The sequence below is a fragment of the Agromyces ramosus genome (assembly GCF_030817175.1).
Lineage (GTDB): Bacteria > Actinomycetota > Actinomycetes > Actinomycetales > Microbacteriaceae > Agromyces > Agromyces ramosus_A.
Window position 1 is genome coordinate 1,676,226 of the sequence record NZ_JAUSYY010000001.1, and the last position, 15,534, is coordinate 1,691,759.

13 protein-coding genes and 2 pseudogenes are annotated in these 15,534 nt (G+C 67.6%); 1 reads left to right on the plus strand and 14 read right to left on the minus strand.

The features are described 5' to 3' along the window. Positions 1 to 38 precede the first annotated feature (38 nt). From QFZ26_RS07840 to QFZ26_RS07885, 11 genes and pseudogenes are all read right to left on the minus strand, one after another. Positions 39 to 1,013 (minus strand): hypothetical protein, encoded by a 975-nt coding sequence (locus QFZ26_RS07840; RefSeq protein ID WP_307040885.1) that lies wholly within the window; start codon positions 1,011 to 1,013, stop codon positions 39 to 41. Beyond that, positions 1,010 to 3,457 (minus strand): glycoside hydrolase family 38 N-terminal domain-containing protein, encoded by a 2,448-nt coding sequence (locus QFZ26_RS07845; RefSeq protein ID WP_307040887.1) that lies wholly within the window; start codon positions 3,455 to 3,457, stop codon positions 1,010 to 1,012. The genes QFZ26_RS07840 and QFZ26_RS07845 overlap by 4 nt, the downstream gene beginning before the upstream one ends. After that, complete coding sequence (locus tag QFZ26_RS07850) at positions 3,436 to 4,230, minus strand: amidohydrolase family protein (RefSeq protein ID WP_307040888.1); 795 nt, start codon at positions 4,228 to 4,230, stop codon at positions 3,436 to 3,438. Before QFZ26_RS07850 ends, QFZ26_RS07845 begins: the two co-directional genes overlap by 22 nt. A gap of 26 nt (positions 4,231 to 4,256) precedes the next feature. Continuing rightward, on the minus strand, positions 4,257 to 4,580 hold the full coding sequence (locus QFZ26_RS07855; protein WP_307040890.1) for an L-rhamnose mutarotase: 324 nt from the start codon (positions 4,578 to 4,580) through the stop codon (positions 4,257 to 4,259). A 68-nt stretch (positions 4,581 to 4,648) separates the two neighbouring features. Next, the gene (locus QFZ26_RS07860) at positions 4,649 to 4,960 is read right to left on the minus strand and encodes a GH36 C-terminal domain-containing protein (protein ID WP_307040892.1); all 312 of its coding nucleotides are present in this window, start codon (positions 4,958 to 4,960) and stop codon (positions 4,649 to 4,651) included. A gap of 66 nt (positions 4,961 to 5,026) precedes the next feature. Next, positions 5,027 to 5,242: pseudogene (locus tag QFZ26_RS18850) on the minus strand (alpha-galactosidase); the annotation flags it as partial. A gap of 40 nt (positions 5,243 to 5,282) precedes the next feature. Then, a pseudogene (locus QFZ26_RS07865) lies at positions 5,283 to 6,782 on the minus strand (alpha-galactosidase); the annotation flags it as partial. A 30-nt stretch (positions 6,783 to 6,812) separates the two neighbouring features. Beyond that, positions 6,813 to 7,904: an enolase C-terminal domain-like protein gene (locus QFZ26_RS07870; protein WP_307040896.1), complete on the minus strand. Its 1,092-nt coding sequence runs from the start codon at positions 7,902 to 7,904 to the stop codon at positions 6,813 to 6,815. 30 nt (positions 7,905 to 7,934) lie between these two features. Next, positions 7,935 to 8,888 (minus strand): carbohydrate ABC transporter permease, encoded by a 954-nt coding sequence (locus tag QFZ26_RS07875; RefSeq protein ID WP_307040898.1) that lies wholly within the window; start codon positions 8,886 to 8,888, stop codon positions 7,935 to 7,937. Beyond that, a complete protein-coding gene (locus QFZ26_RS07880; RefSeq protein ID WP_307040900.1) occupies positions 8,888 to 9,775 on the minus strand; it encodes a carbohydrate ABC transporter permease in 888 nt (295 codons plus the stop codon). The genes QFZ26_RS07875 and QFZ26_RS07880 overlap by 1 nt, the downstream gene beginning before the upstream one ends. Positions 9,776 to 9,904: 129 nt before the next feature. Further along, positions 9,905 to 11,221: an ABC transporter substrate-binding protein gene (locus QFZ26_RS07885; protein ID WP_307040902.1), complete on the minus strand. Its 1,317-nt coding sequence runs from the start codon at positions 11,219 to 11,221 to the stop codon at positions 9,905 to 9,907. A gap of 208 nt (positions 11,222 to 11,429) precedes the next feature. Here QFZ26_RS07885 and QFZ26_RS07890 point away from each other — a divergent pair, with 208 nt between their 5' ends. After that, complete coding sequence (locus QFZ26_RS07890; protein ID WP_307040904.1) at positions 11,430 to 12,128, plus strand: GntR family transcriptional regulator; 699 nt, start codon at positions 11,430 to 11,432, stop codon at positions 12,126 to 12,128. A 38-nt stretch (positions 12,129 to 12,166) separates the two neighbouring features. On the opposite strand, the gene QFZ26_RS07895 is transcribed toward QFZ26_RS07890, so the two are convergent. From QFZ26_RS07895 to QFZ26_RS07905, 3 genes are all read right to left on the minus strand, one after another. After that, positions 12,167 to 12,730 (minus strand): dihydrofolate reductase family protein, encoded by a 564-nt coding sequence (locus QFZ26_RS07895; protein ID WP_307040906.1) that lies wholly within the window; start codon positions 12,728 to 12,730, stop codon positions 12,167 to 12,169. 41 nt (positions 12,731 to 12,771) lie between these two features. Then, positions 12,772 to 14,013: a serine hydrolase domain-containing protein gene (locus QFZ26_RS07900; protein ID WP_307040908.1), complete on the minus strand. Its 1,242-nt coding sequence runs from the start codon at positions 14,011 to 14,013 to the stop codon at positions 12,772 to 12,774. 167 nt (positions 14,014 to 14,180) lie between these two features. Further along, complete coding sequence (locus QFZ26_RS07905; RefSeq protein ID WP_307040910.1) at positions 14,181 to 15,494, minus strand: ATP-dependent DNA helicase; 1,314 nt, start codon at positions 15,492 to 15,494, stop codon at positions 14,181 to 14,183. Between the last annotated feature and the right edge of the window lie 40 nt (positions 15,495 to 15,534).

Sequence of the window (15,534 nt, forward strand, 5' to 3'; positions counted from 1 at the left end):
GTGATGGGCATGGCCCGAGAGCGGGAACCGCGGCTGGGTCACCCGCTCCAGGTGACCGCGCCCTCCGCATCCACTCCGACGATCTGCTGGTCGGGCACCGTCGGGACGATGGCCAGGCGGACCCAGCTCGTGCGCCGCTCCTGGGCACCGAGCAGGATCTCCTCGTTGCGCTGTTCGGCACCGACGACCCCGTCGTCCACCGACGAGGAGCACGGCTCGATGCCCAGGAGGCGCGAGGCGCCGAACCACGGAAACTCCGCGCCTCCGATCTCCATCCACAACCAGGCGAACGGATGCACCGCGCCGTTCCAGCTGACACCGACGCTGAACCCCGGCTCGTTCTCCGTGAGACCCGCCCAGCTCTCCGTGCCGGTGTGCACGGTCATGAATCGCTCGCGTGACTCCTGGGGAATCGTCTCGAGGTCGACGTCGCCGGCTCCGGTCACCGTGGGCCACGTTCCGACCGAGCCTGGCGCGAGGTCGCCGAGCTCCGGATCGAAGTCGACGGCGGTGCGGAACGACCGGCCGCGCGGAAGCTGGATCACCGCGCCGGGGACCGCGTCGAGGATGAGATGCTCGCCCCAGCAGACGGGAGTCTCACGTGCTTCCAGGTTCTCGATGGTGCTGGTCACGAGCACGGTGTTCCCGTCGAGCCGTGCGGAGCGGGTCATCCGGACCCCGATCACCGAGGTGCACGACATGGTGACCTCGTCGTCACCCTGTCGCGTGATCTCCCATTCCGACCGCATGAGGTCGCCGTGGAACGGCAGACGGGTGTCGTGCACGCGACTCGCTCGGCCGACGTTCGGGAAGAGGACATGCCAGCCGCCAGGGTAGTCGCGCAGGAGCGTGATCCGGTCGTCGGTGGCGTCGACGTCGGTGGGCGTCGAACCCTGCACGGGCCAGGTTCGCCGGCCGAGCACATTCGCCCCGTCGTGGCGTCCGATGTGCGCGATGACGCCTTGGTGCGGATTGACGACCGCGACGATGGCCTCGTTGCGGAGCTCGATCATGCGGGCACGTCGGCGGCGGGCGCCGGAAGGGCACCTGAGCCGTCGGGCCGCCCACCCGTCGTGATCGGCCAGACGAGAGGCGGCTGGCGGAGCGCACGCGCCTGACGCTGGACGGCTTCGAGATCCGCCGTCGGCGCCGTCACCAGGCCGTAGGCGAGCGAGATCCTGCCCGGCTGCAGTTTCGCGTAGTTCGTGTCCCAGTAGTTGTTGACCGGCCAGGCGAGCATCAGGGGATTCTCGGGCCGAGGGATCGAATCGAGCGGGGGCCCGAAGTGGAAGTCGCCGAACTGCACCATCGGCGCATCCGGGGTCAACAGCGCGACCATTCCGTCGTCGTCCCACATCGCGGCGAGCGATTCGGTGGTCGCCCAGTTCCGGCAGGCGCCGGGGATCTGGTCGGCGTCGAGCTCGACGAGCTGTCCTGCGGTGTCGAAGGCGGCTCGCCAGCCGGCCTTCATGGCCAGCGGGAGCGCGAAGTAGAAGCCCTGCGGCGACTCTTCGGGCGCGAGCTCCATCTCGATCTGCACGCCGATGACCGGCTCATCGGCGTGGAACGTGAACCGCTGCACGAGGCTGAGCAGTCCGGGGGCGTCGAGTCGACGTTCGAAGGTGATGCCCTCGGCCGATTCCGTCACGGCGCAGGCCGTTACCCGCGTTGCGCGCTCACGAATCACCGCCCAGGGCTTCCAGCACGACTCGTCGAACTTCTCGCGCATCATGTCGCGGTCGTAGTACGCGAAGCGGGTGCCGTCGACGAGGGAGTCCGGCCGCTCGCGAACGAAGGAGAACAGGTCGAACCCGCTCGCGAGATCGAGCAGCTCACGCTGCTGGAACCGGTCGATCAACGACAGGATGCGCCCGGTGGCCGGATCGTACTCCAGCACGTGCCACGGCGATTCGATCCTGCCGGTGCGACGGAGATCTCCGGTACTGGCGACGCCATTCGCCTCCCAGCGGGTGCCCGCTCGGCTCAGGACCTCGTGCGTGACGGTGCGCCCGCCGTCGTCGGCTGGCGGAAGGTCGTCGAGGGAGATGCTGCGCCAGGAGTACGGCTCGAGCCGGATCGGCCCGAAGCACTTCGCATCATGCCCCGGATACTCGTGTCCCCATGGGCGGCGGTTGAAGAACATGCGACTCGGGCGGTAGGTGCGCTCCAACGGCTCACCCGGTTCGGGGAACCATGCAGCGGGAAGCTGCGGGCGAATCGTGACGGTGTCGGGGCCCGGGTTCGCGAGCAGGACACCCTTGACGCCCCGATCGGCGACCGGGTTGCCCGCGAGCCGTTCCAGCCCGTCCATCAGGGCGAACGAGGCGAACTCGTGCCCTTCGTGCGCCATGGCGGCCTTCAGGATCTCACCGGTCTGGGCTTGAGGGTGCGACGGGCTGGTGTCCCAGTGACCCCACGTGTGCTCGTCGTACAGGTCGATGCTGTCGCGCGCGCGCTGCAACACGGGGTGCTCGGCGCCCGCGGTGAGCCGTTCGGCGGCGGCGAGCATCGGCTTCGCCCGCTGGTTGACGGCGGTGGCGATGGGGGTGCTGGCGTAGCCATGGCTCCAGTACTCGGTCCAGTCGCCCCGCACGACCGGCAGCTTCCCGGAGGGCACGGCGAGCGCGCGCTCGCGAAGGTCGTCGAACGTCGCGTACCGGATGCGCGGCCCGACTCCTGCCTCGTTCCACCGCTGGATCAGGTTGGGCAGGTAGGGGTTCGGTGGTGCGTTGTCCCACATCACCGGCGAGGCGGTGCTCGTGAGGTAGACGAAGTCGAGGCCGTACCCGCGCCGTGTGAGGTGCGACGAGAGTTCAGCCCAGCCTTCCGCCATGCGGTCGACCGAGTCCTCCCAGGAATAGAAGTTCTGGTCGAACATCGTGTAGTGGTGGCCGTTGAACACCCGAAGCTGCTGGCCCGAGGGCGTCTCCCACAGGAACATGCCCGGACGCGAGTCGAGCGGACGACCGAGGTAGGGGTTGACCCCCATGACGAGCAGGTCGACTCCGGCCTCGAGCAGGAGGTCGGACATCGGCCACGACACTCCGTTGACGTCGTGCTGGCAGGCCACCTGCACCGGTCCGCCGAGGAACTGCTCGAGCTCGTCCTTGCCGTCGAGCAGTCGCCGGAGCCCCGCACGATCGGCGAGGCCACCCGCATGCCAGCGCAGGGCGCCGATGCCGATGCGTCCGGCTGCGAAGAGGCGCCGGAAGCGCCGGGCATCGGCCGGCGTCGCCTCCTTGAGCCAGCGGTAGACCGGCTCGGTCGCCTCGCACGTCCACTTCGGCCGGCTGTCGTCGGGCAGATCACCCGTGCGCTCCAGCCAGTCGAGCGCTTGCGTGATGAACTCCTTCTGGAGTTCCCACACGATCGGCTGGGAGTGGGTGTACCCGACGTCCAAGTGACTGTGTTGCAGCACGAGGATCTCGTCGATGGTCAACGACGGTGTCGAATCCATGGCGGGCGCCTTTCGGAATTGAGGTGGTCTTGCGTGCTAGTGACGAAGCGCATAGGTGCGAACCGCGGTCGCGAAGAGGATGTCGTCCTGCTGCTCCGGTGCGAGGTGCGAGGTGACCTCGCGCTGTGCGCTCCACACGCCGGCGCCGTGCTGAGGCCCGAGAGTTTCACGAAGAGGTTCGGTCGCACGGCGCAGCCCGCGATCAGGCTCGCCCACGGTTCCCAGCCGCCATTCGCGATGTCGGGCCCCGCCAGGTGGTCGATGACGATCGTGAGCGACGGATGCCTCGCCGCGAGCTCCGGCAGGAGCTCGAGGTGCTCGGGCAGCACGCTCACGTAGTCGAGTGTGTACCCGTGCGCGCTGACGAGGTCGAGCGAGGTGGTGACGTCGGCGCGCAGGATCCACTCGGGGTCGTCATACGTATGGGTGAGCGCGCGGACACCGCGGATGATCGGGGTCGTCGAATACAGTTCGAGCGCCGCCCGAGCCTCATCCGGTCGATCGAGCGGGACCCAGCCGACCACTCCGTCGATGCCGGGCACGCACGACGCGATGCTCAGCATGTAGAACGTGTCCTCGTAGGTGTCGGCGGCCTGTACGAGTAGGGTCCCGGTGATTCCGGCCGCCACGATGTCGGCGGCCACGGCGCCGGGCCCGAAATCGGCGTGGAGCACGCCGTGCTCAGGCTGGATCCAGTCGTAGCGTCGCTCCGACAGCATCCAAAGGTGCTGGTGGGTGTCGATCATCCGCAGGGGGACGTGCAGCCCGGTCATCCTCAACTCCTTGGTCTCCGGCATCGCTAGTCGAGGTGGAAGACTTCGGGCAACTCTTTCCACCACTCGCCGTCACGACGATCTTCCAACGGGCGCTGGAGCGGTTCGCAGAGCGCCCACCATTCACGGGTGGTCGGGTCCGCCGCCATCGCGGCCATGTCGGCTTCGAAGTCGTCTCCGACGTACTCCATGTACGCGAAGAGCAGCTCTCCATGCCGGAAGATCGAGTAGTTCGTGATGTTCGACGCCGTCAGCCGTGCGAGCACGCCCGGCCAGACCTCCGCGTGCAGCCGCAGGTACTCGGCTGCGTTGTCGGCCGGGAGACCGATCACCGAGGCGATGCGTTTCATGCTGGACCTTTCGTAAGGGGTGTTGTTTCACCGACGACGTTCGGAGATGTCGTCGTGGCCTGTCGCGTTCACTCGACCCGGTCGAACACGAGGACGTCGGCGTCTGCGGCAACGGCCCAGGGCACGATGACCCCTGCGCTTCGGAGCGCTGCGCCACTGTGGAGTGAACCGTCGCTCCGAAGGCGGTAGTGCCGCGCCGGGTCGGCGGATGCGAGCCGGATACGCGTCACCGGCGGGATGCTCTGTTCGGAGATCGCGTCGGGGCCGGTGCGCTCGCGGCTGCTGTCGTAGGCCAAGATCACGATCCGGCCGTCGAGTTCCGCACCGGCGGCGTACTCGAGCGCGTAGCCATGGAGCGACGGCGTGGAGTGCCGGTACACGTCACCGTTGTGCAACACCAGCCTGAGCTCGCGGTACAACGCGATCATCGACCGTGCGGTGGCGAGTTCGTCGGGCGTCCACCGGAGCAGGTCGACGCTGAGGCCGAGCACGCCCGCCATCGCGACGACGAACCTGAACTCCAGGGAGCACGGCGCCCGATCGAGCATGCCCTGCGCCGTGGTGACCCAGGACGACATGATCGCCGGAGGGTAGGCGCGGAGGAACCCGTCTTGCACGAGCAGGCGATCGCGGGGCGCGGTGGCGTCGCTCGCCCAGACCACGTCGACCAGGCCGAGGACCGCGTTGTCGGACCCGGCCCCCGCCGCCGGCGCACCCTTCGACGGTCACGTGCGGGAACTCCCGCCTGATCATCTCGAGCAACCGGTAGTACGCGTGCGTGTGCGCCAGCGACCACTCGAACGACGGGCCGCCGCCGTGGGATCCCGGCGACGTGACCGGACGGGTCATGTCCCACTTCAGGTAGGTGATCGGGTGATCGGTGAGCAGCCGCCGGAGCGTCCGCTCGATCCACGAGTACGCCGCCGGATTGCCGAGGTCGAGCACGTACTGGCTCCGCACCGCCGCCTGCGGGAGGCCGTTCTCCTCGTAGACCCAGTTGGGGTGCTCGCGGAGCAGATCGCTGTCGGGGCTGACGCCCTCCGGTTCTATCCACAGGCCGAACCGCAGGCCCCGAGCGATGACCCGCTGACCGAACGCAGCGAGCCCGTCAAGAAACGCACCGGGATCCGCGGTCCAGTCGCCCAGCCCCGAATTCCCGTCGATCCGCCCCGCGAACCAGCCGTCGTCGACGACGAAGACCTCCGCGCCGAGTTCCGCCGCGACATCCGCCAGTTCGAGCTGGTGATCCGCGCGGACGTCGAGCTCGGTCGCCTCCCAGGAGTTGTAGACCACCGGCCGGTGGTAGCCCGACGTGGAGCGCAGGACCTCCGTGCGCTGGTAGCGATGCCAGGCGCGGGCGAGCTCGTCGGGTCCGCCCGACGTGTGCAACGCGAGGATGCGGGGGCTCTCGATCTCCCGCCCCGGGGTCAGCACGAGCGTCGTGCCCTCGTCGTCCAAGCCGGCGGACACGCGCACGAGACCGTTCGGATGCGCCTCCGCTTGCATCGCCCACGAACCGCTCCAGGCGAGGGCGATGCCGAGGACACCCGCCGCGGGGTCCGGCTCGCCGTCGTGACCCAGGACGCGAACGCTCATCGTCGGTGCGAAGAGATGACTCGTCAGCCCCTGCCGGCTCCCGATCCGCAACGTCCCGACCTCGAGGTCCACCGAACGGGGGAACATCTCACGGAGGTATCCGCCCGCGAGATAGTCGATCCGCGCCCCAGCCGGAGCATTGATCGAGACGGCACCCGTGAACGCCCGCGCGAGACGGATCGGCTCGCCCGTCTCCCGGGCGTCTCGGAACACCACCCAGCGTTCGACGACATCTGACGAGCTCCGGGCACGGATGTGCTGCTCCACCTCGAGACCACGCTCGTCGGCGAATCTCACCGCCAGGTGGGTTCCTTCCGCACCCTCGTCGAATCGGTGGTCGACATACCGGAACCGCGAACCGCGCACCGCATCCGGGTACTCGACGATCAGCTCGCTCCCGTGCACGTTCCGCGTGCCCAGCGCGGCGAACTCCACCGGCGCGTAGTCGGCGAACGTCGACATGATGGGCGGCATCGACTGCGGCTCCCACGCCGGGACCAGGTCGGTCGCCGGCCCGAAATAGTCGAGCACGAGCACCGTGTCATCGAGGGCGAGGCTCACGGCATACGTCGAACGTGCGGTGTTGAGCACCCAACGGCTCGTCATTGCTTCCTTCGTTCCGCTCAGCTCTGCAGGTCAGGCCACGACCACCCGCGCGTCATCGCTGATCGGCGGAGCATCCGCACCCCACTCCTGCTCGTAGCCCATGCCGGGCGTCGTGGGAGCGTGGACGAGCCCGGATGCATCGACCTCGGGCGCCGGACGAACGGGATTCGAATCGACGAGGCTCTCGTAGTACGTCGTGTTGGGGATCGACATGCACAGGTGCGTGCTCACGAGTCCCCCGCCGTGCACCTCGGCCCGCAGGAGGAAGGAGTCGGCGAGGTGGGCGACGCGGAGGGCTCCGGTCACGCCGCCCTTGAAGGTGCTGCTCGTGCGCACCGACGAGGCGCAGCCCGAGGCGATGAAGTCCGCGGTGTTCATGTGCGCGCCGTCACTGGTCTCGGCGACCAGCAACGGGACATCCACCCGCTCACTCAGACGCTGGTACGCATTGACGCTGAACTCGCGCATGGGCTCTTCGTACCAGCCGAAGTTCGCCTCGCTGAGCACCCGCCCGAGATACACGGCGTCGCTCAGGTCGAACGCGGCGGAGCCGTCGTACATGAGCGGCACGTCATCGCCGACGTGGCTCCGCAGTGCGGCACACAGTTCGGCGTCGCGTCGCACGTCACCCCATGCATGCAACTTGATGGCGGGATAGCCGAGCTCGAGACATTGGTCGGCGACGTCGAGGTACTCTTCGATGCTGCCGAAGGTCACGGTCGACGCGTAGGCCGGGATCTCGGTGCGATACGTGCCGATGAGCTCGTGGACGGGAAGCCCGGCGATCTTTCCTGCGATGTCCCACAGCGCGTCGTCGACGGCGCCCTGGACGTACACCGGGAACTCCTCGATGCGGTCGAGCTCCCACATCCGGTGCCACAGCCACTCCCGGCGGAGGGGGTCGGCGCCGACGAGCTCGTCGCGGATCCTGCGGTCGACGAGGTCTCGGAGGATCTCGCCCCGGCGAACGTACGCGTAGCCCACGAAGCCCTCGTCGGTCTTCAGAACCAGCCAAGCGCCCGTGTGCGGCCCGTCCGACCCGGGAAGGCCGGCGCGCCAGCGGAAACTCGGCGCCACGGCCGGCTGCTCGACGAGGCGCACCTCGACAGCGACGATCTTCATGCTTCTACTCCAGGTCGGTTTGCATCGGGTTCAGCCCTTCGTCGAGCCCGCGAGGATGCCGCGGACGAGGAAGCGCTGGAAGAACAGGAAGAGGATCGCGACGGGCACCACCACGATGAGGCCGGCCATCGCCGCCTCGGGGTAGGTGATCGGGAGGATCGAACCGCCGGCTGAGGGGTTCAGGGCCGGGGTGCTGGCGATGAGCGTGCCGAGCCCGACCGGGAGGTTGAACATGCTGCTGTCGGTCAGCATCACGTAGGGAAGGAAGTAGTTGTTCCAGTTCGCCACGAAGCTGAAGAAGACGAGCAGCCCGATGACCGGCTTCGAGAGCGGGAGCACCACCCTGAGGAAGACGCCGAGCTCGCTGCATCCGTCGATCCGGGCCGCTTCGAGGAGTTCCTTGGGCATCGACGTCGCGAAGAACACGAAGGCGAGATACACCCCGAAGGGGAAGAAGGCGGCGGGCAGGATGACCGACGCGGCGGTGTTGATCAGGCCGACGGCGTTCAGCTCGAGGAACAGCGGCAGCACCATCGCGGTGGCGGGGAGCACGATCGCGAGCAGCGTCGTGAGGAGGATGACCTTGCGACCCGCGAATCGCATCGTCGCGAGGGCATACGCGGCGAGGAGCGAGATGACGACCGTGATGACGAGCGGCACGATCGAGTAGAGCACCGAGTTCGCCATCCAGCGGAAGATCACCCCGTCGGAGTACTCGGCGAGGTGCTGCCATGAGAGCGCATAGCGTTCGAAGGACCCCCACGAAAGTGGGGTCGACAGCATCTCGGCGTTGTCCTTCGACGGCGCCAACACGAGCCAGAGGAGCGGAACGAGGCAGAAGACGGCGAACCCGTACATGGTGATGAGCCGGAGCGCCGACCCGGGCCCGAACCTGAGGCGGCGGCGACGACGCGGGCGTTCGGTTGCGCGAACGGTTTCCTGCGGGTCGCCGACCACGACGACGGGCTCGATCTGAACGACCATCAGTCGTCCACCTCCGTCTGGAAGAAGTTCGTGCGGAACACGAGGATCATGGCCGCGAGGATCGAGATGACGAGGAGCACGACGGAGACCGTCGCCGACATCCCGAAGTCGCCCTGCGCGAACGCGAAGCTGTAGCCGAGCTGGTTCAGCGACCACCAGCTGGATCCCGCCTTGGTGATCGAGTAGAAGAGTGACGGTTCCACGAAGATCTGGAGCGCCCCCGCGAACGAGAGGATCACCATGTAGGCCACGTACTTGCCCACCAGCGGCAGCTTCACGGAGAGCGCCGTGCGGATCGGACCGGCACCGTCGATGCGGGCGGCCTCGAGCACCTCGGTCGGGATCGACTGCAGTGAGCCGAACATGATCAGGATCCACTGTCCGACGCCCGTGATGAAGGCGACCAGGGCGAAGATCCACGGGAGGTTGCTCTCGGAGAACATGTCGTTGTTCGTCTCCCAGCCGAACGCCTCGAGCGCTGGGGCGAACGGGCTGAGCTCGGGACTGAGCATGAAGTACCACAGCATGACCGCGGCTGAGCCGGTGACTGCGCCGGGGAGGAAGTAGACGAGGCGCAATGCGCCCGTCGCCCGGCTTGCCCGCTCGTGGAGCAGCAGGGCCAGCAGGAGGGTGCCGAACACCATGACCGGGATCCAGATGACCATGAAGGTCAGGACGTTGACGACCGCCGGAAGGAAGCGGAAGTCGGTGAACACCGTCACGTAGTTGTTGAAGCTCCACTGCCCTGGAGCGAGCGCCAGGTGGAGGGATTCGTAGATGGCGTAGATGACCGGGATGAGGCCGAAGACCAGGAGGAACGCGACGTACAGCGCGGAGAACGACCACCCGGTGACGTTTCGACGGAGTGCGGCTCGTTGGCTCTGCATGCGGGGTTCCTTTCGCTCTCGAGGCGGGAGAAGGCGGACGACGTAGCGACCGGGTGGTGGGATGGTTCGCGAGCGGCCACCCCGGCCGGCTCCGCCGGGGCGCGACCGTCGCGCCCCGGCGGAGGGATGCTACTTGTCGGACACGCTGTAGCCCGAGCTCGCGGCGAGCCCGGCGAGCTGGGTCTGCAGTGCCTCCAGCGCCGACTCGATCGTCTGGCCGGCCTTGACGGCCGCGACCACGGTGGCGTTGATCGACCCTTCGACCGGGTATCGCGTCGCCGAGGCGGCGGGGTTGATCTTGTCGGCAGCGTCGATCAGGACCGCGGACGGGTCCTCGGCGTAGAACGGATCGGTCGAGACCTTCTCGAGCCACAGCTCGGCGGCGGGCTTGTACGCCGGGTAGGTCGGCGCGGTTTCCTGGTAACCCGGGTCGGTCGCGGCGAACACGGCGGCGGCGACAGCGCCCTCGATGTTCTTCGAGTGGGCGGACACGACGTAGATGCCGCCTCCGCGAGCACCCGACCAGTTCGTCTCCTCGCCGGGCCAGCTCGGCATGGCACCCGCAGCGAGGGCGCCGGCGGGGAACTTGTAGCCGGTCTCGGGCTTGAAGATGTACTCGCCGTACCACGACGGGCCGGGGAGCATGAGGAGGTTTCCGGCGGCCGCGAGCTCGTTGAACTTGGGGTCGAACTGGCTCAAGGCTGAGACCGAGCCGTTCGCGATCAGCCCATCGAGCATGGTGGCGACGCGGGTGCACTTCTCATCGGCAGTGTTGATCACCACTTCGGTGCTGCTCTGCACATCTTGAATCGGGCATCCGCTCGCCCAGAGGTATTCGTAGTAGAGCGTGGCCTCTCCGGCCGCGCCGATGACGTACCCCGGGTGCTCGACGGCGAGCTTCTCGCCGAGTTCGGTGTACTCCTCCCACGTCGTGGGCAGCTCGTAGCCGAACTCCTCGAGCAGCGGCTTGTTGTACCAGAGCACATCCTGCGCGAGGTCATTCTGCAGGCAGTAGAGGTGGCCGTCGATCGTGCACAACGAGTTCTCGGTGGCGAAGTCCTTCTGCACGTCGGCGTCGACGAGGTCGTCGAGTTCGAGTGCGTAGTCGAACAGCGGGCTCTGGAGTGCGGCGATGTCGTTCGGGCTCGGGTCGAAGATCAGGTCGGGCCAACCCTTGCCGACCTTGTTGGCGAGCTGGATCTTGCTGAGGTAGGTGGCCGGGTCGATCGTCTCGAACTTGAGATCCACGTCGGGGTTCGCCTTCTTGAAGGCCTCGAACGCGGGCTTGCGGGTCGCGTCGCCCCAGACGACGATCTGCGCGTCGGGATCCTGTTCGGTGCTTGCACTCGGGCTCGCCGTGCATCCGGCGAGCGCAATCGCTGCGACGGCGAGGACGGCGGGCACGCCGGCCCGCCGCGCCCACGTGGACTTGGGTTGCGAATTCATCGTGTTCTCCATTGAAGGTGATGGATCGGGCTTGAAAGGGTATGGATCGGGCTGGTGCGGTCATGTGCAACGCGAGTAACCGTACTGGAAACTTCGTACATGATTCAGCTATGTTGTGCGCAAGGTGCTATGGCCGTCAATCAACAGCACATGATCTACACGATTCGTCGCTGGATCGTTCAGATCATGTCTACCCGAGGAGACCAGCATGACGACGACAACGGACACGGGGTCGAGCTCGGAGGAAGGCCGCGGACAGCTGCGAGTGCCTGCCCGGAACATCCTCGCCGACGACGTGTACGGAATCCTGAGAGACAGCTTGGTGTCCGGTCGCACTGCACCCGGCTCGCGACTGAATCTCGACCATCTGGCTCGTGAATTGCACGTCTCGAACACTCCCGTCCGGCAAGCACTCGCACGTCTCGAGGCCGAGGGGCTGGTGACGAAGGAGCCGTACCGAGGGTTCACTGCCTCACGGCTGCTCGATTCACAGACGATCGCGGAACTCTACGAGTACCGCCTCATCCTCGAGCCGGCGACCGCCGCCCGTGCCGCCGGGAACGCGGCCGTCGCCGGAGTGACCGAGCTCGCGGAGCTCTGCGACACCGACGTGGTCGATCGCCTGCTCGCCGACGGCGCCATCACCGAGCTCGGGCAGCGCGACATCGACTTCCATTGCGGCATCGCCCGTCTGGCCGGCAACAGCGTGGTGCTCGAGAATCTCACCCTCACACTCACCCGCATGCGGCTCTACACGACCTATGACCGGCACGGCTCGGGCGAGCAGGCCTGGCACGAGCATCGCCTGATCGCCGAGGCGTTGCGCGCTGGTGATCCGCATGCGGCGGCCGCGGCGATGCGCGACCACCTCCGAGGCGCCTACGACCGCATGCGCACGAGTGCGTAGTGACACCGTATGGCGGGCGGCGCGACCCGGTAACCCGTTCAGCGGGTGACATTGCGGTAGCGGACGAACACGACTCCGTTGCCGAAGCGGTGCTCTTCGAGCAGCTCGAGGTCGAGCCGCACCCCGTCGGGCAGGAACGACGTTCCGCCGCCGACGATGACGGGATTCACGTACAGCTGGAACTCGTCGACGAGCCCCGCCTTGATCGCCTGCGCCGCGAGCGTCGGTCCGGCGATCGAGAGGTCGCGATCGGCCTCCGCCCTCAGGCGCTCCACCGCCGCGGCATCGAATCGTCGCTCGAGGCGGGTGCGCGCGGTGGAGACCTCGTCGAGCGTCGCCGAGTACACGATCTTGTCGGCGTCGAGCCAGACCGCGGCGAAATCGCGTTCGACCTCGGAGATGCTCGGATCATCGGCCAGGTCGTCCCACACTCGCAGGACCTCGTACATGCGGCGACCCAACAGGTAGGTACCGACGGAGCGGTCGCGGTCGTTCACGAACGCGTGCACCTCGGCGTCGGGTGCACTCCAATCGAACCCGCCCCGCTCATCGGCGATGTAGCCGTCGAGCGAGGCGATGCCGGTGCAGATCAGTTTCGCCATCGGATCCTCCATCGGTCGGCGAGCAACCCGCGCCGACAGCCTCAGCCCCCGGCAGTCGTCTCAGCTGCGGCATCCGTCGCCGTGGGGCACTTCGCGAGCTCGTGCATCTTCGCGGTCGCCTGCTCGAGCGACCAGGGCAACTCCACGAGCGGCTGCTCGTGATCGGGAGCCGGCGGCGCTTTCGACCCGATCGACGCGAGCGCGAAGGCGACCTCGCGCACGAAGGCGTCACCCGAGGTGGAGTTGTTGAGTGCGACCGCCACCGTCAGCCCGCTCTCGGGATCCGTGAACGCGGCGGTGATCGCGCCCGGCGCCTCGCCGGCACTCCCCCGCATCGGGCCGTACTGGGCGCCTCCGATGCCCCATCGCTGCCACGCGGGCGTGTCGCCGCCGAGGGGCGTCGGCTCCCACCGCTCTCGCAGGCTCTGCTCGCTGATGAGCGAACCCGTAGCGAACGCCTCGCTGAGCCGATGCAGGTCGTCGAGGGTCGTCACCGCCCCGGCCGCCGCACCGCCAATGGAGCTGGACTGCTTCGAATCGTCGAGCACGACGGCGCAGTCGACCGTTCCATCCTGCGCGACACTGGCCGAGTACGCGCCGAGCGCATCGTCGTGGACGGTGTCCTCGGGCGAGGGCAGCTCGGTGTCATCGAGGCCGAGCGGGCCGAGCACGTATTGCTTCGCCAGGTCGTTCCATGAGCGTCCGGTGGTGCGCTCGAGCGCGAGCGACAACAGGAGGACACCGGTGCGCGAGTACGACCACTGCTCCCCCGGAGGACCGACGCGCGACATTGCGAGGCCGCTCGCGACGAGTTCGCCGGCCGGCCAGATGCGCTCAGGATTGCGCAGGAAATGTGTGCGCAGTGCGGGGTAGTAGTCGGGCAGTCCAGAGGTGTGTCGGCAGAGCTGCTCGAGCGTGATTCCATCGAGGCCGGGAATCCAGTCGACGTACTTCGTGACCTCGTCGTCGAGGGCCACGCTGCCCTCGTCGACGAGGCGCAGCAGGATGGTGCAGGTGATCTCAGTCGTCACGGCCGCCATGTGGAACCGCGTCTCGGGCGTGACCGCGGGTGCGCCCTCCTCGAAGCTCACCGAGCCGGACGAGCCCTGCCATTCACCGGCCCACGGCGCCCACACGCCGGCCACGCCGCCACTCGAACCGCTGAGCGCCACCGCCTCGTCGAGCAGCGCCTGGAGACTCGTCGACAGGTCATCGCCGACGGCGACGTCGACGCGGTTGAACTGGGTGGCTGGATCGATCGTGCCGCCGGTGCATGCCGACATCGCGAGCACAGTGAGGAGGACGGCGGCGGGTGCGATCCGTCGCCGTCTGGCCCCCAAAAGGTCAGCCACGAAGCCCCCTGCCGTGTGTCCGCTCAAATTGTAACCCGGCGGGTGGGCGAAATCGGGTTGTGCTGGCCCTGATGCGCCGGGTCGTGAAGAGGGGTAGTCTACGCGCCGGATGCCGCGGCGCCGATCTCGCGCATCGCCCCCGTCATGAACCGCTCGACGTTGCGGTCGACGATGATGTCACTGGGCCGCAGCGGACGCGCAAGGTAGAGCCCGTCGAGCGACGTGAGCCGGCTGAGCGCCACATAGGTCTGACCGGGACTGAACACCCGCTGCCCGAGGTCGACGATCGCGGTGTCGTAGCTCGCGCCCTGCGACTTGTGGATGGTCACGGCCCATGCGAGCCGCAACGGGAACTGCGTGAACTCGGCGACGACCTGCCGTTCGAGCTTCTTGCGGGTCGGATCCCAGCTGTACTTGTACTTCTCCCACGTGACGGGCTCGACCTCGTGCTCGTCGCCGTCGACCTCGACACGCACGGCGCGATCGAGCGAGGTGACGGTGCCGATCGTGCCGTTCACCCAGCGCTGGCCGTCGGGGCCGATCGCGCTGTCGTTGCGGAGGAACATCACCTGCGCGCCGACCTTCAGTTCGAGGCGCTCGTCGGCGGGGAATGCGCGGCCTCCGAAGTCGCCGTTCACCTCCGCCTCGTTGGCCTGCGAATGTCCGGGCAGCCGGTGCAGCTGTGTCGCATTGATGCGGTTGACGGTGTCATTGCGGGTGGCGAGCGTAATCGCGCCCTGCTCGGGCAACGGCCGGCGCGCGCCCACGCTGTTCAGCACCCCGGCGATCTCGGCCGTGACCCGCCCGTGCCGTACGGCGTTGAGCATGAGCTTGAACTCGTCGTCGTGCTGGCGGTGGATCTCGCCGAGTTCGAAGATGCGCAGGTCGGCCTCGCGCCAGACCCTCGCGTCGAAGAACCACATCGAGTCGTAGGTGTCGGCGAAATAAGCGCGCTCGTCACCGTCGCCCGGCACCGGCGCCAGTTGGTACGGGTCGCCGAAGAGCACGACCTGTGCGCCGCCGAAGGGCTCGAGCGGACGCTGCCTCGCCTGCCGGAGCGAGCGGTCCATCGCGTCCATGAGGTCGGCGTTCACCATCGACACCTCGTCGATGACGAGCGTGTCCATCGCGTTCAGGATCTTGCGCACGGCATCGTTCTGATCGATGTCGTGGTCGGCGATGACGCCGATCGGCAGCCGGAACAGCGAATGGATCGTCTGCCCGCCCACGTTGAGCGCGGCCACCCCGGTCGGGGCGCAGATGACGATCTGCTTCTGGGTGTGCCAGTTCAGGTGGTTCAGGAGCGTCGACTTGCCGGTGCCGGCCCGCCCCGTGACGAACACATGCTCACGCGTGCCCTCGATCGCTTGGAACACCGCCGACTGTTCGCGGCTGAGAGTGACGTTCTGCACGAGGGGTACTTTCGGAAGAGGCGACGGATGTCGCGAGCCG

Bases quoted from the DNA above. Each gene is read 5' to 3' on its own strand.
- QFZ26_RS07900 (WP_307040908.1), bottom strand. From the start codon at position 14,013: ATGTCGGCATGCACCGGCGGCACGATCGATCCAGCCACCCAGTTCAAC.
- QFZ26_RS07875 (WP_307040898.1), bottom strand. From the start codon at position 8,888: ATGGTCGTTCAGATCGAGCCCGTCGTCGTGGTCGGCGACCCGCAGGAA.
- QFZ26_RS07890 (WP_307040904.1), top strand. From the start codon at position 11,430: ATGACGACGACAACGGACACGGGGTCGAGCTCGGAGGAAGGCCGCGGA.
- QFZ26_RS07870 (WP_307040896.1), bottom strand. From the start codon at position 7,904: ATGAAGATCGTCGCTGTCGAGGTGCGCCTCGTCGAGCAGCCGGCCGTG.
- QFZ26_RS07840 (WP_307040885.1), bottom strand. From the start codon at position 1,013: ATGATCGAGCTCCGCAACGAGGCCATCGTCGCGGTCGTCAATCCGCAC.
- QFZ26_RS07880 (WP_307040900.1), bottom strand. From the start codon at position 9,775: ATGCAGAGCCAACGAGCCGCACTCCGTCGAAACGTCACCGGGTGGTCG.
- QFZ26_RS07850 (WP_307040888.1), bottom strand. From the start codon at position 4,230: ATGACCGGGCTGCACGTCCCCCTGCGGATGATCGACACCCACCAGCAC.
- QFZ26_RS07845 (WP_307040887.1), bottom strand. From the start codon at position 3,457: ATGGATTCGACACCGTCGTTGACCATCGACGAGATCCTCGTGCTGCAA.
- QFZ26_RS07885 (WP_307040902.1), bottom strand. From the start codon at position 11,221: ATGAATTCGCAACCCAAGTCCACGTGGGCGCGGCGGGCCGGCGTGCCC.
- QFZ26_RS07855 (WP_307040890.1), bottom strand. From the start codon at position 4,580: ATGAAACGCATCGCCTCGGTGATCGGTCTCCCGGCCGACAACGCAGCC.
- QFZ26_RS07895 (WP_307040906.1), bottom strand. From the start codon at position 12,730: ATGGCGAAACTGATCTGCACCGGCATCGCCTCGCTCGACGGCTACATC.